Source organism: Streptomyces spiroverticillatus, assembly GCA_014650415.1.
In the GTDB taxonomy this organism is placed as follows: domain Bacteria; phylum Actinomycetota; class Actinomycetes; order Streptomycetales; family Streptomycetaceae; genus Streptomyces; species Streptomyces spiroverticillatus.
This window is the reverse complement of sequence record BMUX01000012.1, coordinates 24,911-49,066: the sequence shown is the minus strand read 5'-3', so window position 1 is coordinate 49,066 and position 24,156 is coordinate 24,911. Positions and strand designations below refer to the sequence as shown.

Genomic DNA, 24,156 nt, shown 5'->3' with positions numbered 1-24,156 from the left:
ACCGTGCACGGCGGGCGGGCCGGGTGCGACGAAGGGAGCGGCAACATGGAGCACCACCGGCAGGAATGGCGCGGCGCGCACCCCAGACGGCGGGCGCCGTGGGGGGCCCTGGCGCTGGCGATGCTCACCGGGCTCGCCCTGTTGCGCAACGGCAGCGACATCGGTTTCGGGCCGCCGCAGCCCGCCGCCGCGGCGGCCCGGGACAACGGCTCCGACGGACCGACGGCGCAGAAGCGGATCTCCGGAGTGGCCCCGCTGCCGTACGCCCCCGCCGCCCGCATCCGCATCCCCGCGCTCAAGGTGGACGCGCCGACCGTGGACGTCGGGCTCGACCGGGAGGGCTGGATCGAGGCCCCTCCCCCGCAGGACGCCAACCTCGCCGGCTGGTACCAGAACGGCATCGCCCCCGGCCAGAGCGGCACGGCGGTCGTCGTCGGGCACGTCGACAACTCCACGGGCCCCGCCGTCTTCTTCGGCCTGGGCTCGGTGAAGAAGGGCCAGCACGTGGAGGTGGCCCGCTTCGACGGACGTACCGCCGTCTTCGAGGTGTACGGGGTGGAGGTGTACGCCAAGGAGGACTTCCCGGGCGCCCGGGTGTACGGCGACACCGGACGCCCGGAGCTGCGGGTCATCACCTGCGGCGGGGGCTACGACCGGGACAGCGGCTACGCGGGGAACGTGGTGGTCTTCGCCCGGCTGGTGGCCACCCGGTAGTCCCTGATGGCCCCCGGCCGCCGTCAGACGTTCTGCGGAACCGTGATCCGGTATCCCTGGTCCAGGAGTTCGGGCAGATACGTGCGCAGGGCGCGCACGGTGCCGCTCCGGTTGCCGCCCGCGTCGTGCGACAGCACCACGACGCCCGAGCCCGCTCCGGCCCGCACCCGGCGGACGATCGCCTCGCTGCCCGGCTCGGTCCAGTCCAGGGTGTCCACGGTCCAGCCGAGCGGCTCCATGCCGAGGTCGGCGCCGATCTCGAACGAGGCCCGGTTCCACGCACCGTACGGCGCCCGGTACCAGCGCGGCGCCTCGCGCACCGCCTGCTCCACGACGTCGCTGGTGCGCTCCATCTGGGAGCGGATGCGCGAGCGCGACAGCTTCGGCATGAGCGGATGCGACCAGGAGTGGTTGCCGATGACATGACCGTCGTCGATCATCTCGCGCAGCAGGTCCTGGTTGTCGACGGCCATCTCGCCACAGACGAAGAACATGGCGCGCGCCCCGTGCCGGCGCAGCGTCCGCAGGATGTCCGGGGTGTAGCGGGGGTCGGGTCCGTCGTCGAAGGTGAGGACCATGGTGCGCCCGGGGGCGTCCATCCGCAGGAACGGCCTGCGGCGCACCGGAGGCTGCGCGGGGCGCAGTTTCGGCGCGGCGTACGCGGTCATGGGGCGCAGCCGGTACGCGGACGGCTTGAGCGGCGCCGCGGCCTGCGGCGGACCGGCGGCGGGCCGGGGCCCGGCCGAGGACGGGGCGACCGGTGCGTCGGCCGGGTCGGCGGTCAGCACGTGCACGGTGGCCGCGGCTCCGACGCAGGCGGCGAGGCGCAGGAGGCCGCGGCGTCCGAGGAGGGAACGGCCTTCGGGCTCGTGGGAGGAAACGCCGTCTCCGCCACCGGAAGTCGACTGCTGATCTTCTTTCATGACTAATGCCTCGCACGCCGTGGCGTGCGAGGCATTGATCCACTCCGGGTGCGGGTCACGATTGCACCCGTTGGAACTACCGGCCGGACCTCAGCGGCGTACCAGCGGGAACGGCAGCGTCTCGCGGATGGTGCGCCCGGTGAGGAACATGACCAGGCGGTCGACGCCGATGCCCAGACCGCCGGTGGGCGGCATCGCGTACTCCAGCGCGTCGAGGAAGTCCTCGTCGACCTCCATGGCCTCCGGGTCGCCGCCCGCCGCGAGCAGCGACTGCGCCATGAGGCGGCGGCGCTGCTCGACGGGGTCGGTCAACTCCGAGTAGGCGGTGCCCAGTTCGGTGCCGAAGGCGACCAGGTCCCAGCGTTCGGCGAGGCGCGGGTCCTTGCGGTGCTGGCGGGTCAGCGGGGAGACGTCCGTGGGGAAGTCCTTGTAGAAGGTGGGCAGCACGGTGCGCTCCTCCACGAGGCGTTCGTACATCTCCAGGACGAGGTCGCCGCGGGTGTTCTCCGGAGTGTGCGGAACTCCGGCGCTGTCGCACAGGCGGCGCAGCCTCGGCTCCTCGGTGTCGGCGTCGACCTCCTCGCCGAGGGCCTCGGAGACGGCTCCGTACAGGGTCTTGACCGGCCAGATGCCGGAGATGTCGTGCTCGACGACCTTGCCGTCGGCGTCGGTCTTGCGGGCGATCGGCGAGCCGAAGGCGGCGGTGGCCGCGCCCTGGATCAGCTCGCGGGTGAGGTCGAGCATGACGTCGTAGTCGGCGTACGCCTGGTACGCCTCCAGCATCGTGAACTCGGGGTTGTGCTTGTAGGAGACGCCTTCGTTGCGGAAGGTGCGGCCCATTTCGAAGACCTTCTCCATGCCGCCGACGCAGAGCCGCTTGAGGTACAGCTCGGGGGCGATACGGAGGTAGAGGTCGAGGTCGTAGGCGTTGATGTGGGTGGTGAAGGGGCGGGCGTTGGCGCCGCCGTGGATCTGCTGGAGCATCGGCGTCTCGACCTCCAGGTAGCCGCGCTCCAGGAGGCCCTGGCGCAGGCCCTGGACGACGGCGGACCGGGAGCGGACGACCTCGCGGGCGTCGGGGCTGGCGACCAGGTCGACGTACCGCCTGCGGACCTTGGCCTCGGGGTCGGTGAGGCCGAGGCGCTTGTCGGGCAGCGGGCGCAGGCACTTGCCGGTGAGCTGCCAGCCGGTGACGAAGAGGGTCAGCTCGCCCTTTTCGGAGGTGCCGATCTCGCCGGTGACGGAGACCAGGTCGCCGAAGTCGACGTCGGCGGTGAAGCGGTCCAGGATCTCGGTCCCGGAGCCGTCCCGGGTGAAGGCGATCTGGAGGTCGCCGGACCAGTCGCGCAGGTCGGCGAAGACGACGCCGCCGAAGTCGCGGACGACCATGACGCGGCCGGAGACGGTGGCGGTTTCGCCGGTACGGGTGCCGGCTGCGGCCGTCGGGTGCGCGGCCCGGATCGCGGCGGTGGTGTGGGTGGCGGCAGGGACGCCGACCGGGTACGGGTCGGTGCCCTCGGCCCGCAGCTTGGTGAGCTTGCGGTGGCGGATGCGGATCTGCTCGGGCAGGTGCGCGGTCGGGTCGGCGTTCGCGTCGGCGGCGGGTCCGACCAGGCCGAGCGCCTCGATGGAGGGCAGGCCCGCGGTGCTGGCCGGATTGGTGAAGGTGCGCTTCGGGGAGTGGCCGCGGCCCCACATCTTGCGCAGGCTCGGCACCGCGACGAAGCCCTCGGCGATGCCGGAGGCGAGGGAGACCCGGGCGAGGGAGCCCGCGTCGCCGTAGCAGAGGAAGCGGGGGTACCAGGCGGGCTGGTACTTCACGTTGGAGCGGTAGAGCGCTTCGAGCTGCCACCACTTGGAGAAGAACAGCAGCAGCCTGCGCCACAGACGCAGGATCGGGCCGGCGCCGATCCGCGCGCCCTCTTCGAAGGCGGAGCGGAAGACGGCGAAGTTGAGGGAGATCCGGCGGATGCCCAGCTTGGGCACCTGGGCGCAGATCTCGGCGACCATGAACTCCATGACCCCGTTGGGGGCCTGCCGGTCACGGCGCATCAGGTCGAGCGAGATGCCGTCCTTGCCCCAGGGCACGAACGACAGCAGGGCGATCAGCTTGCCGTCGGCGTCGAAGGCCTCGGCGAGGAGGCAGTCGCCGTCCTCGGGGTCGCCGAGCCGGTCGAGCGCCATGGAGAAGCCGCGCTCGGTCTCGGTGCCGCGCCAGGCGTCGGCGCGGTCGATGATCTGCTCCATCTCGGCGTCCGAGAGGGCGGAGTGGCGGCGGATGCGGGTGGTGGCTCCGGTACGGCGGACCCGGTTGACGGCCTGGCGGGTGACGCGCATGTCGCGGCCGTCGAGGTCGAAGGCGTTGACGTCGAGGATGGCCTCGTCGCCGAGCTGCATGGCGCTGAGCCCGGCGCGGGCGAACGCGGTGGCGCCCTCCTCGGAGGCGCCCATGACGGCGGGCGCCCAGGCGTACTGCTTGGCCATCTCCAGCCACGCCTCGATGGCCTGCGGCCAGGCCGCCTTGTCGCCGACGGGGTCGCCGGAGGCGAGGGAGACGCCAGCCTCGACGCGGTAGGTGACGGCGGCGCGCCCGTTGGGGGCGAAGACGACGGCCTTGTCGCGGCGGGTGGCGAAGTAGCCGAGGGAGTCCTGCGCTCCGTACGCGCCGAGGAGGGCGCGGATGCGGGGCTCCTCGTCGCCGTGCAGGGAGGACTCCATGCGCTGCGAGCGGAAGAGGGTGGCGGCGGACGCCAGCAGGGCGAGGGCGCCGAAGAGGCCGAAGAGGAAGTAGAGGAAGCGGGGGCCGTGGCCGTCGAAGTCTCCGTAGAGCACGCCGCCGAAGACGCGGACGATCACCCACGGCAGCCGGTCGGCGGGCACCAGGGTGCCGGGCCAGATCGAGATGAGGCCCCAGCCGACGAGTACGGCCGCGACCAGCGCCGCGACCAGCACGCCCAGCGCGCGGCGCACCGCCCCGTGCCGGGAGGCGGCGTAGAACTCCTTGCGGGCCAGGATCAGCACCACCAGCGCGGCGACGCACACCACCGTGGAGGCCAGCGCCTCCCAGTCCTCCAGCAGGATGTACAGGAGGTCGCCGACCAGCAGCAGCACCAGATAGGCCACCACCAGCCACCAGGCGATCTTCTTGCGCGAGCCGACGGCGGCGGCGAGCAGGAAGAAGAACACCGCGTACGCCAGGTTCGCGCTGACCGGGACGGTGATGTATTCGAGCAGTTCGGTGAAGGGCCTCACCAGTCTGCGCAGCGGCTGGCTGATCGCGAGCAGGGCACAGTACAGACCCAGCAGACCGAAGAAGGTCGCGAATCCGTCGGGCACCCTGCTGAGGAAGCGGTTGCGGCTGGTGGGAGTTTCCTCCACGGTGACACTCATGGGGGAAACTCTAGGGAGCGCGGGGACCCCACGCCTCCCGGGGTAGGGCGTTTCACCTGCGGGAGGGTCTCATTTCGGCCCGTACGATCCCCCGTGCGCCGCTCGTTTCGGACCGCGCGCCGTACGGGATAACCTCCGCTCTGTGACCGAACAGCCCGAACAGCAGCGCCACACCTTCGAACGCGGCACCGACGGCCCCAAGGTGATCGTCGCCGGAGTGGACGGCTCCCCTTCGTCCCTGCGCGCCGCCGCGTACGCGGGAGGGCTGGCCAGACGGCAGAACGCGCTTCTCGCACTCGTCTACGTACAGCCGCTGATCCCCTCCGGTGCGGCGCTCGGCGCGCCGGTCGCCGGGACCACGGAGGAGATCGCCGAGGACCTGATCGCGGAGATCCGGCGGGCCACGGAGCGGGTGAAGGGCATCTTCGAGGTGCGCTGGGAGTTCCACACCTTCCGCGGCGACCCGTACAACGGTCTGGTCACGGCCGCCGACGAGCTGACGGCGGACGCGGTGGTGGTGGGCGCGTCGGAGTCGGCGGGGCACCGCTTCGTGGGGTCGGTGGCGGTGCGGCTGGTGAAGGCGGGGCGCTGGCCGGTCACGGTCGTGCCGTAACCGGCCGGGAGGGGGCGCGGCCGTGACCGGCCGCACCCCGGGGCGGGCTACTCGCCGCTCTTGTCCAGGGACTTCTGGAACTCCTTGCGCATCTTGTCCAGGCCGCGTTTCTTCGCCTCGGTCCAGAAGGGCTTCCACTCCTTGATGTTCTTGCGGCCGCTGACGATGTCGTTGACCAGGTCCTTGGCGTCCGTGGACATGCGGGGGTAGTACTCGGTGTACGCGTCGGAGTAGTGGCCGACGGTGGGGTCGGGGATGCCGATCGGGATGAGCTTCTGCTCGATCGCGTACACGTCCTTCACGTCCTGCACCCGGGCATCGCCCTCGAACATCGAGGCGATCAGCGCGGACGGCGAGACAGTGGCGGTCTCCAGGCCGCTGCGCAGGCCCTCCACCTCCTTCTTCCCCTTCGCGGTACGAACAGGGAAGCCGCTCTTGTCGAAGGTGAAGTCGAGGTCGCGGCTGCCGAACTCCTGGGACTCGCGCTCCTCGGTGCCGAACGGCGCGGCCATGTAGTTGAGGATCGACAGCAGCATCTTGACGCGCTTCTCGTCGCCCTTCTTGATCGCCGTGTAGCCGATGGTGCCCCGGTGGAGGTGGTGGCGGGGGCCGCCGCTGCCGCCGGCGGCGAACGGCACCAGGATCTGCGAGGCCAGCTCGGGGGCGTTGATCCGCAGGTCCTTGCGGGCGTTGGTGGGGTTGGCGTAGACGCAGGCGCCGATGGAGCCCTGGGCCATCTTGATGTAGGCGTCGGCCATGTCAGGGTTGCCCGGGTAGAAGACGCCCGCCTTCTTCAGCTTGATGGCGAAGTTGATGGCTTCCAGGTAGGCGTCGGTCTCCATCCAGAAGGTCAGCGAGCCGTCCTTGCCGCGCTCCCACTTGTTGGGGACGCCGAAGCACTGGCTCATGACGCTGACCGCGTTGCTGTAGATCGGCTCAAGCGCCCAGACCTTGCCGCCGGTGACCTCCTTGCACTTGGCGAGGAACTCGTCGGGGCTGCTCGCGGAGAGCCCCTCGGCCTTCTCCCAGACCTTGGGGTTGCCGCCGTAGACCTGCCCGAAGGCGGGGTACGGGCTGGGGGCGCCCCAGATCCGGCCGTTGACGACGGCCGTCTTCCAGTGCGCCTGGGTCATCGCGGCGAGGTGCGGGTACGCCTTGACCGCGTCGCCCGACACCAGCTCGGTGATGTCGGCGCACTTGGCCTCCAGGAGCTGGGCGACGTGCTGGATGCCCTGGTTGGGCGGGATCCACATCAGGTCGGGCAGCTCGTTGCCCGCGACGGTCGCGGCGAACTTCTGGTCGTATCCGGGGTCGGTGCCCATGATGACGGAGAGGTCGACGCCCAGCTTCTTGTTGAGCTGCTGCCAGTGGGCGTTGGCGTCCTTGGGGGTGGGCGGCGGCGTCCATATCTCGGTGAGCAGGGTGACCTTGGAACCGTCGCCGGGCGGCTTGGGCACACTGCGGACCAGGGTCTTGGGGTAGGAGAGGAAGCCGGAGTCAAGGCCCTTGGCGTTGGGCGGCAGGTCGGGCTTGACGCCGGTGTACGGGACGTACGTCGGCAGCTTGACGTTCGCCGACGCCGCCTCGGTCTTCTTGGCGGTGGAGGAGCCGCAGCCGGTGAGCGAGGTGGACGCGACACCGGCGGCGACGGCCGCGCCGAGGCCGACGAAGGTACGGCGGGACATGCCGTTCATGGAAATCTCCGCAACTGGGGTGTGGGGAAGGGGTCAGCCCTTGATGGCGCCGGTGAGCACGCCCTTCGTGAAGTACTTCTGGAGGAAGGGGTAGAGCGCGAGGATGGGGAGCAGCGCGATCATCACCACGGCCATCGAAATGGCCTGCTGCGGCGGCATGTTGGTGACGCCGAGCGCGTCGCCGGTGAGCTGCTTGTTCTGTACGACGTAGGTGCGCAGGATCAGCTGGATCGGCCATTTCCCGGAGTCGTTGAGGTACAGCATCGCGTTGAAGAACGCGTTCCAGTACGTCACCGCGTAGAAGAGCCCGACGACGGCGACCACGCCCTTGGACAGCGGCAGCACGATGCGGGTGAGGATGCGGAAGTCCCCCGCCCCGTCGATGCGGGCGGCCTGGTAGAGCTCTTCGGGGATGTTCATGAAGAACGCCCGCATGACGACCAGGTTGAAGGCGTTGACCAGGCCGGGGAGGATCAACGACCAGTAGGAGTCGAGGAGTCCGAGCTCCTTGACGACGACGTACATCGGGATCATGCCCGGCGCGAACAGCAGGGTGAAGAGGACGAGGAGCAGGACGGGCTTGCGGCCCGGGACGCCGGGTTTGCTGAGCGCGTACGCGAGGGTGATCGTCGTCAGCAGGGACAGCGCGGTGCCGACGGCGGTGATGCCCGCGCTGACCAGGACGGCCCGGGTGATCAGCCCGCCGGACAGGATGGTCCGGTACGCCTCCAGGGTCGGCTCGGTGGGGAAGAGGACGAAGCCGCCGGCGGCGGTGATCTCCTCGCGGGAGGCCAGGCTGGTGGACAGGACGACCAGGAACGGCAGCACCATCACGGCGACGATGACGGCGATGACGACGGCCTTGGTGGCGTTGCCGACCGGGCTGGGCGGCTCCTCCCAGGCGGGACGCCGGTCGGGTACGCGTCGCTGACGGCGCGTCAAAGGGGGTATCTGGAGGGTCACTTGCTGTACACCCCTTGCTCTCCGAAGGCGTGGGCGACCTTGTTGGCGCCCCAGATCATCAGGGCGCCGACGACGCCCTTGACGAGTCCGGCGGCGGCGCCGATGCCCCAGTCGCCGTAGACCACGCCGTGGTAGAAGACGTACGTGTCGAGCACTTCGGCGGCGCGTGCGCCGACGGCGTCGCGTTGCAGCAGGAACTGTTCGAAGCCGACGCTGAGGATGTCGCCGAGGCGCAGGACGAGCAGCAGGATGGTGACGCTGCGGACGGCGGGCAGGGTGATGTGCCACATGCGCCGCCACCGTCCGGCGCCGTCGACGGCCGCCGATTCGTACAGGCTCTGGTCGACACTGGCGAGCGCAGCTAGGTAAATGATCATTCCCCAGCCGACGTCCTTCCAGATCGCCTGTCCGGTGATCAGCAGGGGGAAGGTGTCGGGGTTGGTCATCAGGTCCCACGGCTGCATGCCGTGTTCGCGCAGGAAGTTGTTGAGGAGTCCCGCACCGCCGAGGACCTGCTGGAAGAGGGCGACGACCAGCACCCAGCTGATGAAGTGCGGCAGGTACACGATGCTCTGCACGAAGCGCCGGGTGCGGCCGCTGATGAGGCTGTTGACCAGCAGGGCGAGGGCGAGCGGCGCGGGGAAGAACAGCAGGAGCTGGAGGAGGGCGAAGACCAGGGTGTTGCGGACGGCTTCCCAGAAGGCGGGGTCGGCGAACAGTTCCTGGAGGTTGGCGAAGCCGACGAAGGGGCTGTCCTGGAAGCCGATGAACGGCTGGTAGTCCTGGAAGGCGATGACGTTGCCCAGCATGGGCACGTAGAAGAAGACCAGGAAGAAGGCCAGGCCCGGCACCATCAGGGCGAGCATCACCCAGTGGTTGCGCAGCCGGACGCGCAGGGGGACGCGCCGGGTCTTCGCCGGTGGGCTCGGTCGGTCGCCTTCGGGCGGCGTGGCGGGCCGTGGCCTCTTCTTCGTTACAGGCGTTGCAGGGGATGTCACACGTGCTCCCTGGCGTCACGGCATGCGGCGGCGAGGCGGGAAACCACCTTTTACTAAAGGGGTTTTCCGAATGGGGTGGCCACATCATGGGTGCGCCGGGAACACGCGTCAACAGTCAGAAGTGAACGCCCAGTTGGACTTTTCCACTCACTTCCGGTCACATTTCAGGCCATCAACGACCCATCGTCAGGCCGTACTTGGCAGCTCCGCGACTGAGCACGACGCGTCGGATGTGCTCGCGCGTCTGCGGATAACCCGCGTCCGGGGATCCGAGGTTGAGGACCCGGTTGGAGTTCAGGTCGAAGAACTGCGGGATGAACTCCGCCTTCTTGACCTCCCAGCGCTTGCCCGGCGCGGCGGGCGGGGCGAAGGTGAAGCGGCCGATGCTGCTCATGTTGCCGCGGTCGTCCTGCGCGCCGGAGTGGTTGAACATGGTGCCCGCGATCTGGTCGCCCATGCCGTAGATGATGTACGTCCCGTTGACCTTCTCGTACGCCTGGGGGACGTGGGCATGCGTGCCCAGGATCAGGTCAATGTCCGGGCGTCCGGCGGTGGTTGAGGCAGTGAGGGCGCGGCCGAGGGAGAGCTGCTTCTCGTCGGGCTCGTCCTGCCACTCGGTGCCCCAGTGCAGCGAGACCACGACCACGTCGGCGCCCGCCTTCCGGGCGGCGCGCGCATCGGCGACGATCTTGCCGCGGTCGATGAGGTTGACCGCCCAGGGCTGGCCGTCGGGGAGCGGGTAGCCGTTCGTACCGTACGAGTAGGCCAGTTGGGCGACCTTCGCGGTGCCCGCCTTCAGCAGCGCCGGACGTGCGGCCTCGGCCGCTGTGCGGGCCGAACCGGCGTGGGCGATCCCGGCCTTGTCCAGCGCGCCGAGGGTGCGGCGGATTCCGGCGCGGCCGTCGTCGAGGGTGTGGTTGGAGGCGGTCGAGCAGGAGTCGTAGCCGGTGGCGCGCAGCCCGGCGGCGACCTGGGGCGGGGAGACGAACGCCGGGTAGCCGCTGTAGGGGCCGCCCGGGCCGCCGTACACGGTCTCCATGTGACAGATCGCCAGATCGGCCCGGGAGACGACGGACTTCACGCCCGCCAGCATCGGCGCGAAGTCGTAGCCGTCGCCGCCCGCGTCGGTGCGGGCCTGGCGGATGATCGAGTCGTGCGGGAGCACGTCGCCGGAGGCGACCAGCGTGAAGCCGCGCTGCGGGGCGGCGGGCGCGCCGGGCTTCGGGGATGCCTGCTTCGGGGCGGCCTGCTTCGGAGTGGTGGGGGCCGGGGCGGACGCGGGGGACGCTGTACAGGCGGTGGCCCCGAGCAGCAGGGCGGCGACCGCCGCCGTCGCGTACCGCTGCCGGGTGGCGCGTCGGGCGGAGGTCTTCGGGGGCGTCAACACCGTGCGCTGCTTCATCTGACCGGCTTCCCTCGGGTGGAAATGTCTCGAACATGCGCCGGATATGCGCAAAGAGAATCCACCCGGGCGCACTCGTGAAGTCAAGGACCTTTACGGCCGAGTGGGGGCAAGAGCGCCCGAACGGCCCCGAACCGGTCTGTCGCTCCCGCCGCAGTGGACCGCCTCTCGCCCGGCGCGGGCCGCCGACCGTTCGTCGTACCACTCGTCGCACGGCTCGACCGTTCGTCGCACGCACCGGCCGCCTGCTCGCACGCCGCGCACCGCCTGCCAGCACCGGCGCACACCGACGGTTATCTTCGCCCCTGAACTCGGCCCGGCTGTGATCGCCGTCACCTCCACCGGACCCCTCTCCCCGTCCCCTTCTCCCCCGCCCGCTCGCCCGAAGGAGCGTCAACGGTGACCACCTCCCTGCCCCTCGCCCCCCGCACCGACGAACGCGCCCTCGCCGCCCTCCAGCGCGAGCACGGCACCGCGCTCTTCGGCTTCCTGCTCGGCCTCACCCACGGCGACCGGCAGCGCGCCGAGGACCTCGTCCAGGAGACGCTGGTACGGGCCTGGCAGCACCCGGAGGCCCTCTCCAGCGACCACGACTCGATGCGGCCGTGGCTCTTCACGGTCGGGCGGCGGCTGGCGATCGACGCCCGGCGCGCCCGCCGGGCCCGGCCCAGCGAGGTCACGGCCGAGGTGCTGGACCACTCCCCCGCGCCCGTGGACCTCGCCGAGCGCTCCGCCACCGAGCTCGACGTGCGCCAGGCAGTGCGGGCGCTGCGCACGGAGCACCGGGAGGTACTGGTGCAGGTGTACTTCCGGGGGCGTTCGGTGGCGGAGGCGTCCACCGAGCTGGGCATTCCGGAGGGAACCGTCAAGTCCCGTACGTATTACGCGCTCCGGGCATTGCGCACCGTGCTTCCGGGGTACGACGTCGGGGTCGGCGGGCGCGCCGGACGGGGCGCGGCCTGAGTGCCGTCGGCTTCGCGCCAAGAGCGCGTGCGTCACATGCGTACCGGCGGTACACCCCTTCCTCCCCCGCCACGGGTTCGGCGCGACGATTTCGAAAGCACGCCGTCAAGTTCGGTAAAGACGCCCCGCCAAACCCCTCTGAGCGTGAAAGCTCTTCGCCGGGGCTCCCGTCCGGAGTCCCGGATACCGCAGGCACGACCGGAGAAGGTGGAATGCTGTGCTGCCCGAGAGCGCCAATGGCACCGGCGGAAGCGGCCTTGCCGTACCCATGGCATGGCTGTACGCCGAGTACATCGCCGACGAGCTGCTGCGCACCGGGCAGTTGATCCCGCCCGGCACGCTGGAGTTCCGCGCGGGGCGCGAGGCCCTCGCGCTGACCGTGTACCTGTCGGACTCGACGGACGAGCTGTCCGGGGTCGGGGTGATCTCCCAGCTCGACGAGTGGTTGTCGCTCACGGCGTACGGCCACCCCTGGGAGCAGTGGGTACGGGAGTCCTTCGCGGCCCGCGTCGGGCGGGGCGACGGCGGCCCGGACCTGGAGCTGGCCAGGGCGTCCTGGCGGTGGCTGGAGTCGACGGAGCTGCTGGCCACCGATCTGGCCGGAACGGGTGTCGAGGCGGGCCCGGCGGCGGCCGGTGACGACGCTCCGGGAGGCGCGGGCGGTGAAGGTCCCGGCCTGCCGGAACTCGCGGACCTGGTGGACGAGAACGCGCGGGTGTGGCTGCCGGCATGGCAGTTGGGGCTGCCGCTGGGGCACCTTTCGGTGCACCTGTTCTGAGGGGCGCCTCTTGAGGGTGTCTCAGCTCTCCGCACGAGGTGAACTGTGCACGCCTGCACGGTACTTCGGGATGCGTACGGTGATCTTCATGCCCGCGCCGACGGCCGTCTCGACGACGATGCCGTAGTCGTCGCCGTAGACCTGGCGCAGCCGCTCGTCCACGTTGGACAGGCCGATGCCCGCGGTGGCGGGCTCCTGTCCGGCGAGGATGCGGCGGAGCCGCTCGGGGTCCATGCCGACGCCGTCGTCCTCGATGGTGACGATCGCCTCCGCGCCCGCGTCCTGGGCGGCGAGGGTGATCCGGCAGTTCTCGCGCGAGTCCTCCAGGCCGTGCTTGACGGCGTTCTCGACGAGGGGCTGGAGGCAGAGGAAGGGCAGGGCGACGGGCAGCACCTCGGGGGCGATCTGGAGGGTGACACCGAGCCGGTCGCCGAAGCGGGCCCCGGCGAGCGCCAAATACTGCTCGATGCAGCGCAGTTCGTCGGCGAGCTGGGTGAAGTCGCCGTGCCTGCGGAAGGAGTAGCGGGTGAAGTCGGCGAATTCGAGGAGGAGTTCGCGGGCCCGTTCGGGGTCGGTGCGTACGAACGAGGCGATGGCGGCGAGGGAGTTGAAGATGAAGTGCGGGGAGATCTGCGCGCGCAGCGCCCGTATCTCCGCCTCGACGATCCGGGTGCGGGAGCGGTCCAGCTCGGCCAGCTCCAGTTGTACGGACACCCAGCGGGCGACCTCGGTGGCGGCCCGCACGAGGACCGCCGACTCCCGCGAACCGTAGGCGACCAGCGCCCCCAGCACCCCGTCCTCGCCGGTGAGCGGGGCGATGACGGCCCACCGGAGCGGGCAGGAGGGGTCGTCGCAAGCGGTGTGGACGCAGGTGCTGCGCCCGGAGTCGAGCATTTCGGCGACCTTGAGCATCACCTTCTCCTGGTGGTGCGCGGCGCCGGGGCCGTCCCAGGCGAGGACGGTGGTGCGGTCGGTGAGGCACAGCGTCTCGGTGCCGAGGAGGGAGCGCAGCCGGCGGGCGGCCTTGCGGGCGGTGTCCTCGGTGAGTCCGGCGCGCAGCGGGGGTGCGGCGAGGGAGGCGGTGTGCAGGGTGAGGAAGGTGGCGCGCTCGACGGGGGTGCCGAGGTCGAGGTTCTTCTCGGCGCGACGGGCGGAGAGCCGGCCGAGAGCGGTGCCCACGGCGAGGAGCAGTGCTCCGGCCGCGGCGAGAGCGGCGATCTCGATGGTGGTCACTGCTCTGCTCCGGGTGCGGTGCTCTGAAGGGTGGTCACTGGCCTGTGCTGCGCGCGGCGCTCTCGGTCTGGAGCGCTGCTCCGCAACGTGAGCGGTGCCCCGCGAGCAGTGCTCTCGCTTCTGGTCACCGCTCTGCCTCCGGGGCAGTGCTTCCGGCCGGCTTGGTCGTCAGTTCCTCCGGGAGGTGGAGCCGGGCCAGGGTGGCGGCCGTGCCCGGTGGTATCCGGCTGCGGGTCGCGAGCGAGACCAGCACCATCGTCAGGAAGCCGAGCGGGACGGACCAGACCGCCGGCCAGGCCAGCAGCGAGTGCGACCAGCCGGCGGCGGGGATTCCGGCGCGAGTGGCCATGACCGCGGTGAGCGCCGCCCCGCCCCCGATCACCAGCCCCGCCGCCGCCCCCGGCGGGGTGAGCCCCCGCCACCAGATCCCCAGCACCAGCAGCGGGCAGAACGACGACGCCGACACCGCGAACGCCAGCCCCACCGCGTCCGCCACCGGCACGTCCGCCGTCACCGCTCCCAGCCCCAGCGGCACCGCCATGGCCAGCACCGTCGCCAGCCGGAAGTGCCGCACCCCGCGCGCGGGCAGCACGTCCTGCGTGAGCACCCCGGCCACCGACATCGTCAGACCGGACGCCGTCGAGAGGAACGCCGCGAACGCCCCGCCCGCGAGCAGCGCCCCCAGCAGGTCCCCGCCCACACCCCCGATCAGCCGTTCCGGCAGGACGAGCACGGCGGCGTCGGCGTCCCCGGTGAGGGCGAGTTCGGGAGCGTAGATCCGCCCCAGGACCCCGTACACGGGCGGCAGCAGGTAGAAGGCGCCGATGAGGGCGAGGACGACGAGGGTGGTGCGGCGGGCGGCGGTGCCGTTCGGGCTGGTGTAGAAGCGGACGGCGACGTGCGGCAGGCCCATGGTGCCGAGGAAGGTGGCGAGGATGAGCCCGTAGGTGGCGTACAGCGGGTGTTCCTCGCGGCTGTCGGCGAGGGGCTCGGACCAGATGGCGGCCCCGGCGGCCCGGGTGTCGCTCTGTTCGGGGACCTCGGCCCCGGCGGGGAAGCCCAGGGTGGTGCCCGACGCGATCCGGTGCGAGCCCACGTCGAGGGTGAGGCTGCCGTTGTCGTACGGCCGGTCGTCGACGGTTCCGGTCGCGGTGAGGGTGAGGGGCCGGTCGAGTTCGATCCGTACCGTCTCCTGGAAACGTACGGACGTGTGCTCGCGGAAGGTGGCGGGGGCGTCGAAGCGGGCCCTGGGGGCGTCGTCACCGAACCAGGCCCCGGCCAGGAACAGGGCGGGCACGAGCAGCGCGGTCAGCTTCAGCCAGTACTGGAACGCCTGCACGAAAGTGATGGACCGCATGCCCCCTGCCGCGACCGCGCCCGTCACGACGACGGCGACGACGAGCCCGCCGACCCACCCGGGCGCCCCGGTGAGGATCTCCAGGGTGAGCCCGGCGCCCTGGAGCTGCGGCAGCAGATACAGCCACCCGATCCCCACCACGAACAGGCTCGCCAACCGTCTCACCTGCGGCGATTCGAGCCGGGCCTCGGCGAAGTCGGAGAGGGTGTATGCCCCGGAGCGGCGCAGCGGGGCGGCCACCAGGAGAAGCAGCACCAGGTATCCGGCGGTGTACCCGACCGGGTACCAGAGCATTTCGGGGCCCTGGAGGAGGACGAGCCCCGCGATGCCGAGGAAGGAGGCGGCGGAGAGGTACTCGCCGCTGATCGCGGCGGCGTTGAGGCGGGGGCCCACGGTGCGCGAGGCGACGTAGAAGTCGGAGGTGGTGCGGGATATGCGCAGGCCGAGGGCGCCTATGAGGAGGGTGACGAGGACGACGACGGTGACGGCCGCGACGGCGTACGCGTGGTTCATGGACGCATCATGCCGGTCGGTCAGCGGCCTTCCACGAGGCCGCGGAAGTCCCGTTCGTTGCGCTCGGCCCGGCGGACGTACCAGCGGGCGATCAGCCACATCACGGGGTAGACGACGACGCCGAGCACCACCCACAGGTGGGGTCCGGGTGCGAGGGGTTCGCCGGTGAGGACGCGCGGGAGCTGGAGGAGCAGGGGCAGCGTGCCGACCAGCAGGGTGAGCGCGCCGAGGCCGAGGAGGGCGGTGCGCAACTGACTGCGCATCAGGGAGCGGACGTAGGTGGCGCCGAGCGGTGTCTGTTCGCTGATCTCGGAACGTGCGGGCGCGTGCCGGGCCGTCCGGCCGCCGGCCCTTCCGCCGCTCCGGGGCACACCGGTCACGGTCTCGCGGCGGGGGCGCGGGGCTGCGGGCATCGGTGCGGGCTCCGGGGGTTCGGCGGTGGCCGTGCTGGCTGGGGCTGCTGGAGTCTACGCAGAGGTGCCGGTCAGGGGGTAGGCCGAGGAGCGGAGGGGTCAGGGGCGGCCGGGGTCGTTCAGGGCGATCTCCAGTTCCACGTACGACTGTTCCGCGCGCCGGAAGGCGACCTCCAGGGCGGCGGCGGTACGGGGTGTGGCGTACGGCTGGGCGGATTCCTGGACCTCGTACAGGACGTCGGCCCAGCGGGCGGCGGCGCTCTTGATGCGGGTGAGGAGGGCGTCGAGTTCGTCCGGGGCGCCGGGGCGGATCGCGGGCAGGGCGCGCAGTTCCGCGAGCAGCGCTTCGACTTCGGACATCCCGCTCCCTCACCCTGTGGTTGAGGGTCAGGGTAGGGGCGCGGGGGCGGGGTGCGGGCGGTGGTTCGTTCTGTGGTGGGGTTACGTCGGTGAACGGTGCGGGCCACGCGCCGGGCGGTCGGGCGGACCGGTGCGTTACCGGCTTCCTCCGGCGCGGCGCATGAGCAGGTCGCGCAGTTCGCGGGCGTGGCGGCGGCTGACGACGAGTTCGGCGTCGGCGACGCGGACGGTGGTCGTGCCGGCGTCCAGGCGCAGTTCCTCGATGCGGCTGAGGGCGACGAGGTGGCGGCGGTGTATGCGTACGAAACCGCGGGAGGACCAGCGCTCCTCCAGGGTGGAGAGCGGGATGCGGACGAGGTGGCCGGGGCCGGGGGCGAGGGTGTGCAGGCGGGCGTAGTCGCCGTGGGCCTCGACGTAGGCGATGTCGGCGATGGGCACGAAGCGGGTGACGCCGCCGAGTTCGACGGGGATCTGGTCCTGGGGGGCCGGGGCTTCCTTGGGGGCCCGGGGCACGGGCACGCTGGACACTCCGGCGGCGACCCGGCGCACGGCTTCGGCGAGGCGCTCGCGGCGCACGGGCTTGAGCACGTAGTCGACGGCCTTGAGGTCGAAGGCCTGGACGGCGAAGCCCTCGTGGGCGGTGACGAACACGATCAGGGGCGGGCGGGCGAAGCCGGCGAGGAGCCGGGCCACGTCGAGGCCAGTCAGCCCCGCCATGTGGATGTCGAGGAAGACGACGTCGATGGCGTCGTCGCCGTCGGGCCCGGCGTCGAGGGCCCGGTTGATCCGCAGGAGGGCTTCGGTGGCGTCGGTGGCGCCCTCGGCGCGGGTGATGCGGGGGTCGGCGCGGAGGAGGTAGAGGAGTTCCTCGAGGGCGGGCTTTTCGTCGTCGACGGCGAGGGCGCGGAGCATGGGGATACGGTACGGGCCACTTGGGCGTGGTGCGGTGCGGGTCGGGTGGTCGGGGGTCCCGGGCCCCGGGGCGGTGCGGCTTGGTCGGGTCGGCCCGGGCCCCGGAGCGGTGCGGCTTGGCCGGGTCGGCACTCGGTGCAGGGGCGGGTTTCGCCCCAGCCCCGCCCCTTCACCTAAACCCGCGGGGCAATTGAACGGTTCCGTGCGGGTCGGTTCGTGGCTGGTCGCGCAGTTCCCCGCGCCCCTGGAGTGCCTGCCCTTCGGGCGGCACATCAGGCATCTCAGCCCGTCCGGCGGGGACCGGTCCGGACCTCAGCCACGCACCACCCGCACCAGCTCCGCAAGCGCCTCCGCGACACAACCCGCCAGCCGGTCCCCGTCCGGAACCGCCTTCGCGTCGGCGACCAGCCCCACATGCACCTTCCCGCCGTACGTCGAGAGCGCGACCGCGAGCGACTGCCCCCGGGCCAGAGGGGCCATCGGATAGACCGCCCGCAGCGGCCGCCCACCCAGGGACAACGCCGTCCGCGGCAGCGGGACACTCGTGACGAGGACGTCGAAGAGGGCCCGCGCCGCGCTCCCCGCCAAGGGGGCACCCAACTTGCTGGCGAAAGCCGGAAGCTGGTCGGCCAGCAGCGCCACCGCCCCCGCCCCCCGCGACGGCCCCGCCGCCTTGTTCCGCGCCATGCCGTCCCGCACGGCGGCGAGGCGGACGAGGGGGTCCGGCTCCGTGACGGGGAGGGAGAGGAGGTAGGCCGAGAGGCGGTTGCCGGTGGTGGCACCGCCACCGGGCCGCCGCCGCGAGACGGGTACGAGTGCCCGAGGGTCACCCCCCGCCGGCTCCCCCCGCTCCCCCATCCACCGCCGCAACGCCCCCGCCACCACCGCGAGCAGTACGTCGTTGGCGGTTCCGCCGCAGGCCCGGCGGACCCGGTGCACGTCGTCCAGGTCGAGCGCGGCCGTGGTGAGCCGCCTCGTACCGCTGGACTGGGCGGCGAGCGCGTCCGGCACACCGCCCGGCAAGGGCAGCGGCAGCAGCGTGTGCAGGCGGCCCGCCCGCACCACGGACGCCCCGATGCCCAGCACCTGCCCCACCTCGCCGAGCCGGTCCCGGGCGAGTCCGACGGCGCGCCCCGGTCCGGGAAAGCGGGAGGCCGGGACCTTCGGCCGCGTCGTGCGGGCCCGCACCGGACGCGCCCCCGCGATCTGGTCGAAGATCCCCGCACCGATCGCCACCGCCCGCATCCCGTCGGCCAGCGCGTGGTGCAGCTTGACGAGGACGGCGCACTCGCCGCCCCGGTCGGCGGTCAGGACGTACATCTCCCACGGAGGGAGACCGCGCGCGAGCGGACGTTCCATCAACTCCCCGGCGAGCAGCGTCGCTTCGGCTGCGAAGCCGTCGGCGGGCAGGAGGATGCGCCGCACGTGGCGGCGTACGTCGAAGTCCTGCGCGGTGACCCAGGCGGAGCCGCCGAAGGGCAGCCAGACGTTGCGGACGGCCAGGCGCAGACGGGGTATCGCGGCGGCGCGGGCGGCGAGCAGGTCGAGGAGTTCCTCGCCGTCCGGGGAGTCCTCGTCGCCGCCGAAGAGGGCCAACGCGCCCAGGTGCATGGGGTGTTCGGTGGATTCGAGATGCCAGAACGCCAGGTCGAGCGGCGCCAGCAACTCGGCGGCGCCGGTGCCCGTCGACTCGGCGTTCTCGGTGCTCGTCTCGGTCGTCAAGGAGCCCTCACGTCGTCGGAGTTCGGCGGAGCCCACCGCCGTCAGGGGTCGGCGGATTCCGGGTTCGAGGTGCGGCGGAGCCCGCAGTCAATCGCGGCCGGTCGGTTACGGTCAAGTACGTCCAGTACGCGGACAGTTACCGACGGCCCCACCGGTTTCATCCCGACTCGCCCTGTACGCCGCCGAGTTGTGCCCCACGTGACGGCACGATGAACTCGCACCACAGCGCCTTGCCCTCACCCCTGGGCTCCACGCCCCACACGTCCGCGAGCCGGTCCACCAGCAGCAGTCCGCGCCCGGACACCGCCGCGTCGCCCGCCTCCCTGCGGCGCGGCAGCGCGCTGGAGCCGTCGGCGACCTCGACGCGCAGCCTGCGCTCGGGGGCGTCGAGGATGCGTACAGTGAGGAGGGCCCCGCCGTCGGTGTGCATGAGGGCGTTCACCATCAGCTCGTCGGCGGCGAGTTCGATCTCGTCGCCGCGGCTCTCGGCGCCCCAGGCGCGCACTGCGGCGCGGATCATCTGCCGGGCGGAGGCGAGCGATTCGGGGTCGCCGGGGGCGACGTGCTGCTGGAGGCGGCCGCCCGCCCGGGGCGCGTCGGCGGCGCGGCGGCGCAGCAGGAGGAGGGCGACGTCGTCGCCGCAGTCGCGTTCGTCGACGGATTCGCAGAGCCGATCGGCGAGTTGCTGGATGTCGCGGGGTCCCTCGTGGACGAGGTCGGCGAGGGTCTGGAGTCCGTCGTCGAGGTCGGCGCCCGGCTGCTCGACCAGCCCGTCCGTGTACAGGATCAGCGTCTGCCCGGGGTCCAACTCCCTTGTGCTGACCGGGTATTCGAGCTGTCCGAATTCGGCGGAGAGCCCCAGCGGCAGTCCGCCCTCGACGGGTATCCGCCGGCAGGACCCGTCGGCGAGCCGCAGCAGCGGGTCCATGTGTCCGGCGCGGACGAGCTGGACGACGCCGGTGGTGAGGTCGATCTCGGCGTACGTACAGGTGGCGAAGCGGTCGGTGTCCAGCTCGTGCAGGAACCCGGAGGCGCGGGCCATGACGGTGGCGGGGGTGTGCCCCTCGGCGGCATACGCCCGCAGCACGATGCGCAGTTGGCCCATGACGGCGGCGGCGTGGGTGTCGTGCCCCTGGACGTCGCCGATGACAGCGCCGACCCGGCCGCCGGGCAGCGGGATGACGTCGTACCAGTCGCCGCCGACGTCCTGCCCGTCGCGGGCCGACCGGTAGCGGACGGCGACGCTCGCACCGGGGACGGTGGGCACCCGGCGGGGCAGCATGGCCTGCTGGAGGTTCTCGGCGAGGTCCTTCTCCTGCTCGTACAGCATGGCCCGCTTCAGGCTCTGCGCGATGCTGGAGCCCAGGGCGATCAGCAGGTTCCGCTCGTCGGCGTTGAAGCCGCACTTGCCGCTGTAGAGCAGTCCGAGCGCGCCGATGGGGCGGGCCTGCGCGATCAGCGGGAGGTACGCCGCCGAGCTGACCCCGAACTTCGACACGTGCGCCCACAGCTTCGGATAGGCGGCGGCGAAGGCCTCCCCCGACTCGATGAAGCGCGGCGCGAGGGTGCGGACGACCTCGCCCATCGGGTACGCGGGGTCGTCGATCCGGGTGTAGCGGGTGCCCGGCATGAATTCCGGGCCCTCGGCGACCAGCCGGATGCGGCCTGCCTCGACCAGGCCCATGACCAGCGAGGACGACTGGAATCTGCCCAGTTCGTGGGCGTCCTTGAGGACGTCGATGACATCGCGGACGCTGCGGGCGTGCGCGAGGGCGGCCGTGGTGTCGGCGACGACGCCGGTGCCGCCGTGCCGGGCGGCGTCCTGCTCGGTGCGCGCGGTGAAGTCGTCCAGCTCACGGGTGGCGTCGCGCACGACGCCGATGATCCGGTACGGGCGGCCTTCCACGTCGCGCCGGATCACCCCCTGGGTGTGCCCCCAGCGCAGCGAACCGTCGCGCAGGCGGACCCGGAAGTACGAGCCGTAGGAGGGGTCGCCGCTCTTGAGGGCCTGCGAGACGACGGCGTCCATCCGCTCGCTCTCGCCCGGGGCGACCTTCGCGAACAGGGCCGAAGGAGTGCCGTCGTACTCGCCGGGGCGCAGGTCGAAGACCTCCAGGGCGGAGTCGTCGAGGTCCAGGTGCGCCTGGTCCAGGTCCCAGTCGAAGATCCCCATGTGGTTGAGAGCGAGGGCGGCCCCGGTGGGGACGGGGCGGTCCGGGGCCGGGGCCGGGGTCCCGGCCGTGGCGGATGCGGCCGGCCCGTCCGGGGTCGGGTCTCCGGGCGGGTCGGTCCGCAGGTCGGGCGTCGGGTCAGCCACCGTCCGGTCCGGGCTGGGTCTCGGCGTCCCACTCCGGGTCGGAGTCCGGGTCCGAGGGCAGCTGGAGCGCCGTGCTGTGGCTGGGCGTCGGGGTGGGGCAGCCCGACGGCACGGGCAGCGGCGTGGCGGGCGTGGGGACGCCCGGGGTGAGGGTGGGGCAGGGGGTGGTGGGCGGCGGCGGGGCGACGGGCGAGTCGGTGTCGGACGTGGACTCGGACGGCGTGTCCGAGGGGGCGTCGGACTGGGCGGGGGTGTCGGACTCGTCGGGGGTGTCGGCGGTGCCGGGCTCCGTACTCCCCGGCTCGGTGGTGCCGGGTTCGGTCGTCCCGGATTCGATGGTGCCGGGGGTCTTCTCCTCGTCACCGCCCGGCGCCTGCTCCGGGTTGCCCTGCGGCTCGCCGGCCCTCTCGTCGCCCAGCTCGTCCGGGGGCGGGGGCGGGGGCAGCTTGGCGTCCGGCGGCGGCGTCTTGTCCTTCTCGCCCTCGGAGCCGGTCTCGCGCTCGATCCAGGTGTTGTTGACGACGTTGACGATGGTGAGGTTGTTGATGACGACCGTGGTGGGGGTGACCACGACGACCTCGGCGGGCCGGTACCCCCTCCAGGGCTGCCCCTTGTGGGTCACCGTGCCCTGGGCGACGGTCGGCGGGAGCAGCGGGTTCCCGCAGGCGCACCGCACGCGCGGCATGCCGTTGGCGTCGACCATGACGGCGGTGCCCGCCTGGAGGACGGACTGGAAGGAGGTGAGGGAGCCGCCGCTGAAGCCGTGGTTGGTGACGCGGGTGTCGGCGCGCAGCACGACGGGGGTCAGTCCGCGCAGGAAGCGCGGGATGGCGGCGACGTCGATGCGGCTGGCGTCGGCGAACGCGCGCGCCTTGGCCTGGTCGGCGCCGGAGCCGGTGAGGTAGCGGATCTGCTGCTCGACGTCGCAGCTGGAGACGGACTGGGTGCCGCCGTAGAGCCCGGGCGTGCCGCCGGAGACCTGCTGCACGCGCCGCACCGAGGCGGACGGGGAGACGCTGGCCGTCCGGGTGGGGGCGGGGGTGGTCGTGGAGGGCAGCGGGGTGGTGGTCTTCGCGGTCGACTGCGTGAACGGATCGGGTCCGTGTGCGGCAACCGGTTGAAGCAGTACGTCCTGGCCGCCGACGTCCGTGGTGGCGCCGGGCCCGCTGCCGCCGGTCCCGCACCCCGCCACCATCAGTCCCAGGGACACGGCCGACACCGCTGTCACCACGGTGCGGCGACGCTTGGATGAGTGCACGCGGCTCTCCCGTCCTCTTCTTCGCCCGGCCCGTTCCATCGCGCCAGCCTCGCCAATACGTACGATTCCTCACTTTTGTCCCTCTATGTCTGCCGCACATCCGCGCCCCCCGCAAGTGGACGGAACCCGTCGCGGCCCCCATGCCCCTCGACGCCCGCGCCCCTGCCCGGCACAGTGACCCGCATGACTGACGCCACCACTGCCGCCGCATCCCTCGCGCCGCTGGGCACCGCCGCCGAGATCGCCGCCGCCGTCCGCGAGAAGCGGCTCACCCCGCGCGAGGCCGTCGCCGCCTCGCTCGCCCGTATCGAGGCCCTGGATGCCCGGGTGGGCGCGTTCCGTTTCGTCCGTACGGCGCGGGCGCTCGCCGAGGCGGACGCCCTCCTGGACCGCTCCGACCTGGACCGGCTCCCGCTGGCCGGAGTGCCGGTCGCGGTGAAGGACAACCTTCCGGTACGGGGCGAGTCGACCCGGATCGGATCGGCGGCCACCTCCCCCGCGCCCGCCGAGGCGGACCACGAGACGGTGGCCCGGCTGCGCGCGGCGGGCGCGATCGTCGTCGGCCTCACCCACGTCCCGGAGCTGTGCGTCTTCGGCACCACCGACGGCGTCCACGGCACCTCGCGCAACCCGTGGGACCTCTCCCGTACGGCGGGCGGCTCGTCCGGCGGCAGCGCGGCGGCCGTCGCCGCCGGAATGGTGCCGATCGCGCTCGGCAACGACGGCATGGGCTCGCTGCGCATACCCGCCGCGAACTGCGGAGTCATCACGCTCAAGCCGGGATACGGCCGGGTGCCCGCCGGGATCGGCGACGGCGACTGGTACGGCATGTCGGAGAACGGCCCGCTCGCCACGACCACCGAGGACGCCCGCCTGATGTTCGCGGTGCTCGCCGGGGACACGGTGCTGAGGGAGGAGTCGACAACGGCGGACGAGCCCAGGCCCGCCGTCCTCCCCGTCGCCGACCTCCTCCACACCACCGGCCTCAGCCTGGCCGCCTCCACCCGCAGCCCCCTCGCGGGCATCCCGATCACCCGCCCGTACGCCGACGCGGTCCGCGCCGCCGTCCGCCTCCTGGTCGACTCCGGTCACACGGTCACCCACGCCGACCCGCCCTACCCCCTCTCCCTGTCCACCACGGTCCTGGCCCGCTGGACCGGCGGCACCGCCAAGGACGCAGCCGGCCTGGACCCGAGCCGGCTCGCCCCGCGCACCCGACGCCACGCCGCCGCCGGCCGCCTCTTCGCCCGTACACCGCTGCTGCGCACCGACCACCGGGAAACACTCCGCAAGCGGCTCACGCCGTTCTTCGAGGAGTACGACGTCCTGCTGATGCCCGCGCTGGCCCGGCGCGCCCCCGAGGCCGCGCCCTGGCACGAGCGCGGCTGGCTGCGCAACGTCTTGGTCAACACGGCGTACGCACCCACGACTCCGCCCTGGAACCTGGCCGGATGGCCCGCGCTCACCCTCCCGCTGGGCACCCTGCCCGGCACGCCCGCGCCCTGCGCCGTACAGCTGGTGACGCTCCCCGGCGGGGAGGAAAAGCTCCTCGCGCTGGCCACCCGCATCGAGTCGCTGAAGCCGTGGGAACGAACTGCGGCACACCACCTGTTCAAGTAACTCTGCTTATTGT

19 protein-coding genes are annotated in these 24,156 nt (G+C 72.1%); 5 read left to right on the top strand and 14 right to left on the bottom strand.

Annotated features, from left to right (window positions below; all coding sequences use genetic code 11):
* Positions 1-45: 45 nt before the first annotated feature.
* A complete protein-coding gene (locus IE269_RS28155) occupies positions 46-714 on the top strand; it encodes a class F sortase (protein ID WP_189825988.1) in 669 nt (222 codons plus the stop codon).
* 23 nt (positions 715-737) lie between these two features.
* Here the strand turns inward: IE269_RS28155 and IE269_RS28150 are convergent, their stop codons facing one another.
* On the bottom strand, positions 738-1,637 hold the full coding sequence (locus IE269_RS28150) for a polysaccharide deacetylase family protein (protein WP_189825987.1): 900 nt from the start codon (positions 1,635-1,637) through the stop codon (positions 738-740).
* Between the two features lie 90 nt (positions 1,638-1,727).
* Positions 1,728-5,027 (bottom strand): bifunctional lysylphosphatidylglycerol synthetase/lysine--tRNA ligase LysX, encoded by a 3,300-nt coding sequence (gene lysX / locus IE269_RS28145; RefSeq protein WP_189825986.1) that lies wholly within the window; start codon positions 5,025-5,027, stop codon positions 1,728-1,730.
* Positions 5,028-5,169: 142 nt separating this feature from the next.
* Here lysX and IE269_RS28140 point away from each other — a divergent pair, with 142 nt between their 5' ends.
* Positions 5,170-5,640: a universal stress protein gene (locus IE269_RS28140; RefSeq protein ID WP_189825985.1), complete on the top strand. Its 471-nt coding sequence runs from the start codon at positions 5,170-5,172 to the stop codon at positions 5,638-5,640.
* A gap of 47 nt (positions 5,641-5,687) precedes the next feature.
* On the opposite strand, the gene IE269_RS28135 is transcribed toward IE269_RS28140, so the two are convergent.
* The 4 genes from IE269_RS28135 to IE269_RS28120 form a co-directional block, all read right to left on the bottom strand.
* Positions 5,688-7,325, bottom strand: a complete 1,638-nt coding sequence (locus IE269_RS28135) for a type 2 periplasmic-binding domain-containing protein (RefSeq protein ID WP_189825984.1) — start codon at positions 7,323-7,325, stop codon at positions 5,688-5,690.
* Between the two features lie 42 nt (positions 7,326-7,367).
* On the bottom strand, positions 7,368-8,297 hold the full coding sequence (locus tag IE269_RS28130) for a carbohydrate ABC transporter permease (protein WP_229898314.1): 930 nt from the start codon (positions 8,295-8,297) through the stop codon (positions 7,368-7,370).
* Positions 8,294-9,295, bottom strand: coding sequence for an ABC transporter permease (locus IE269_RS28125; protein ID WP_229898313.1), 1,002 nt, complete (start codon positions 9,293-9,295; stop codon positions 8,294-8,296). Before IE269_RS28125 ends, IE269_RS28130 begins: the two co-directional genes overlap by 4 nt.
* 172 nt (positions 9,296-9,467) lie before the next feature.
* The gene (locus IE269_RS28120; protein WP_189825983.1) at positions 9,468-10,697 is read right to left on the bottom strand and encodes a CapA family protein; all 1,230 of its coding nucleotides are present in this window, start codon (positions 10,695-10,697) and stop codon (positions 9,468-9,470) included.
* A gap of 411 nt (positions 10,698-11,108) precedes the next feature.
* Between IE269_RS28120 and IE269_RS28115 the strand changes: the two genes are divergently transcribed.
* Together IE269_RS28115 and IE269_RS28110 are read left to right on the top strand one after the other, a co-directional pair.
* Positions 11,109-11,660: a sigma-70 family RNA polymerase sigma factor gene (locus IE269_RS28115; protein WP_189826163.1), complete on the top strand. Its 552-nt coding sequence runs from the start codon at positions 11,109-11,111 to the stop codon at positions 11,658-11,660.
* Between the two features lie 268 nt (positions 11,661-11,928).
* Positions 11,929-12,438 (top strand): hypothetical protein, encoded by a 510-nt coding sequence (locus IE269_RS28110; RefSeq protein WP_189826162.1) that lies wholly within the window; start codon positions 11,929-11,931, stop codon positions 12,436-12,438.
* Between the two features lie 21 nt (positions 12,439-12,459).
* On the opposite strand, the gene IE269_RS28105 is transcribed toward IE269_RS28110, so the two are convergent.
* The 8 genes from IE269_RS28105 to IE269_RS28070 all read right to left on the bottom strand — a co-directional run bounded on the left by IE269_RS28105 (position 12,460) and on the right by IE269_RS28070 (position 22,523).
* Entirely contained in the window at positions 12,460-13,671 is a 1,212-nt protein-coding gene (locus IE269_RS28105) for a sensor histidine kinase (protein WP_189825982.1), read from the bottom strand.
* Between the two features lie 124 nt (positions 13,672-13,795).
* Positions 13,796-15,541, bottom strand: a complete 1,746-nt coding sequence (locus IE269_RS28100) for a sodium/solute symporter (protein WP_189825981.1) — start codon at positions 15,539-15,541, stop codon at positions 13,796-13,798.
* Positions 15,542-15,561: 20 nt separating this feature from the next.
* On the bottom strand, positions 15,562-15,954 hold the full coding sequence (locus tag IE269_RS28095; protein WP_189825980.1) for a hypothetical protein: 393 nt from the start codon (positions 15,952-15,954) through the stop codon (positions 15,562-15,564).
* 99 nt (positions 15,955-16,053) lie between these two features.
* A complete protein-coding gene (locus IE269_RS28090) occupies positions 16,054-16,314 on the bottom strand; it encodes a hypothetical protein (RefSeq protein WP_189825979.1) in 261 nt (86 codons plus the stop codon).
* A gap of 135 nt (positions 16,315-16,449) precedes the next feature.
* Positions 16,450-17,226 carry a LytR/AlgR family response regulator transcription factor gene (locus IE269_RS28085; RefSeq protein WP_189825978.1) on the bottom strand — a complete coding sequence of 259 codons (777 nt, stop codon included), beginning with the start codon at positions 17,224-17,226 and terminating at the stop codon, positions 16,450-16,452.
* Positions 17,227-17,538: 312 nt separating this feature from the next.
* The gene (locus IE269_RS28080; protein ID WP_189825977.1) at positions 17,539-18,948 is read right to left on the bottom strand and encodes a wax ester/triacylglycerol synthase family O-acyltransferase; all 1,410 of its coding nucleotides are present in this window, start codon (positions 18,946-18,948) and stop codon (positions 17,539-17,541) included.
* A gap of 157 nt (positions 18,949-19,105) precedes the next feature.
* Positions 19,106-21,121 carry a SpoIIE family protein phosphatase gene (locus IE269_RS28075; protein WP_189826161.1) on the bottom strand — a complete coding sequence of 672 codons (2,016 nt, stop codon included), beginning with the start codon at positions 21,119-21,121 and terminating at the stop codon, positions 19,106-19,108.
* Positions 21,122-21,257: 136 nt separating this feature from the next.
* Positions 21,258-22,523 carry a DUF6777 domain-containing protein gene (locus IE269_RS28070; RefSeq protein ID WP_189825976.1) on the bottom strand — a complete coding sequence of 422 codons (1,266 nt, stop codon included), beginning with the start codon at positions 22,521-22,523 and terminating at the stop codon, positions 21,258-21,260.
* A gap of 183 nt (positions 22,524-22,706) precedes the next feature.
* Between IE269_RS28070 and IE269_RS28065 the strand changes: the two genes are divergently transcribed.
* Complete coding sequence (locus IE269_RS28065; RefSeq protein ID WP_189825975.1) at positions 22,707-24,143, top strand: amidase; 1,437 nt, start codon at positions 22,707-22,709, stop codon at positions 24,141-24,143.
* Positions 24,144-24,156 lie beyond the last annotated feature (13 nt).

Bases quoted from the DNA above. Each gene is read 5' to 3' on its own strand.
- IE269_RS28085 (WP_189825978.1), bottom strand. From the start codon at position 17,226: ATGCTCCGCGCCCTCGCCGTCGACGACGAAAAGCCCGCCCTCGAGGAA.
- lysX (WP_189825986.1), bottom strand. From the start codon at position 5,027: ATGAGTGTCACCGTGGAGGAAACTCCCACCAGCCGCAACCGCTTCCTC.
- IE269_RS28075 (WP_189826161.1), bottom strand. From the start codon at position 21,121: ATGGGGATCTTCGACTGGGACCTGGACCAGGCGCACCTGGACCTCGAC.
- IE269_RS28155 (WP_189825988.1), top strand. From the start codon at position 46: ATGGAGCACCACCGGCAGGAATGGCGCGGCGCGCACCCCAGACGGCGG.
- IE269_RS28090 (WP_189825979.1), bottom strand. From the start codon at position 16,314: ATGTCCGAAGTCGAAGCGCTGCTCGCGGAACTGCGCGCCCTGCCCGCG.
- IE269_RS28135 (WP_189825984.1), bottom strand. From the start codon at position 7,325: ATGTCCCGCCGTACCTTCGTCGGCCTCGGCGCGGCCGTCGCCGCCGGT.
- IE269_RS28095 (WP_189825980.1), bottom strand. From the start codon at position 15,954: ATGCCCGCAGCCCCGCGCCCCCGCCGCGAGACCGTGACCGGTGTGCCC.
- IE269_RS28150 (WP_189825987.1), bottom strand. From the start codon at position 1,637: ATGAAAGAAGATCAGCAGTCGACTTCCGGTGGCGGAGACGGCGTTTCC.
- IE269_RS28120 (WP_189825983.1), bottom strand. From the start codon at position 10,697: ATGAAGCAGCGCACGGTGTTGACGCCCCCGAAGACCTCCGCCCGACGC.
- IE269_RS28110 (WP_189826162.1), top strand. From the start codon at position 11,929: ATGGCATGGCTGTACGCCGAGTACATCGCCGACGAGCTGCTGCGCACC.
- IE269_RS28065 (WP_189825975.1), top strand. From the start codon at position 22,707: ATGACTGACGCCACCACTGCCGCCGCATCCCTCGCGCCGCTGGGCACC.
- IE269_RS28100 (WP_189825981.1), bottom strand. From the start codon at position 15,541: ATGAACCACGCGTACGCCGTCGCGGCCGTCACCGTCGTCGTCCTCGTC.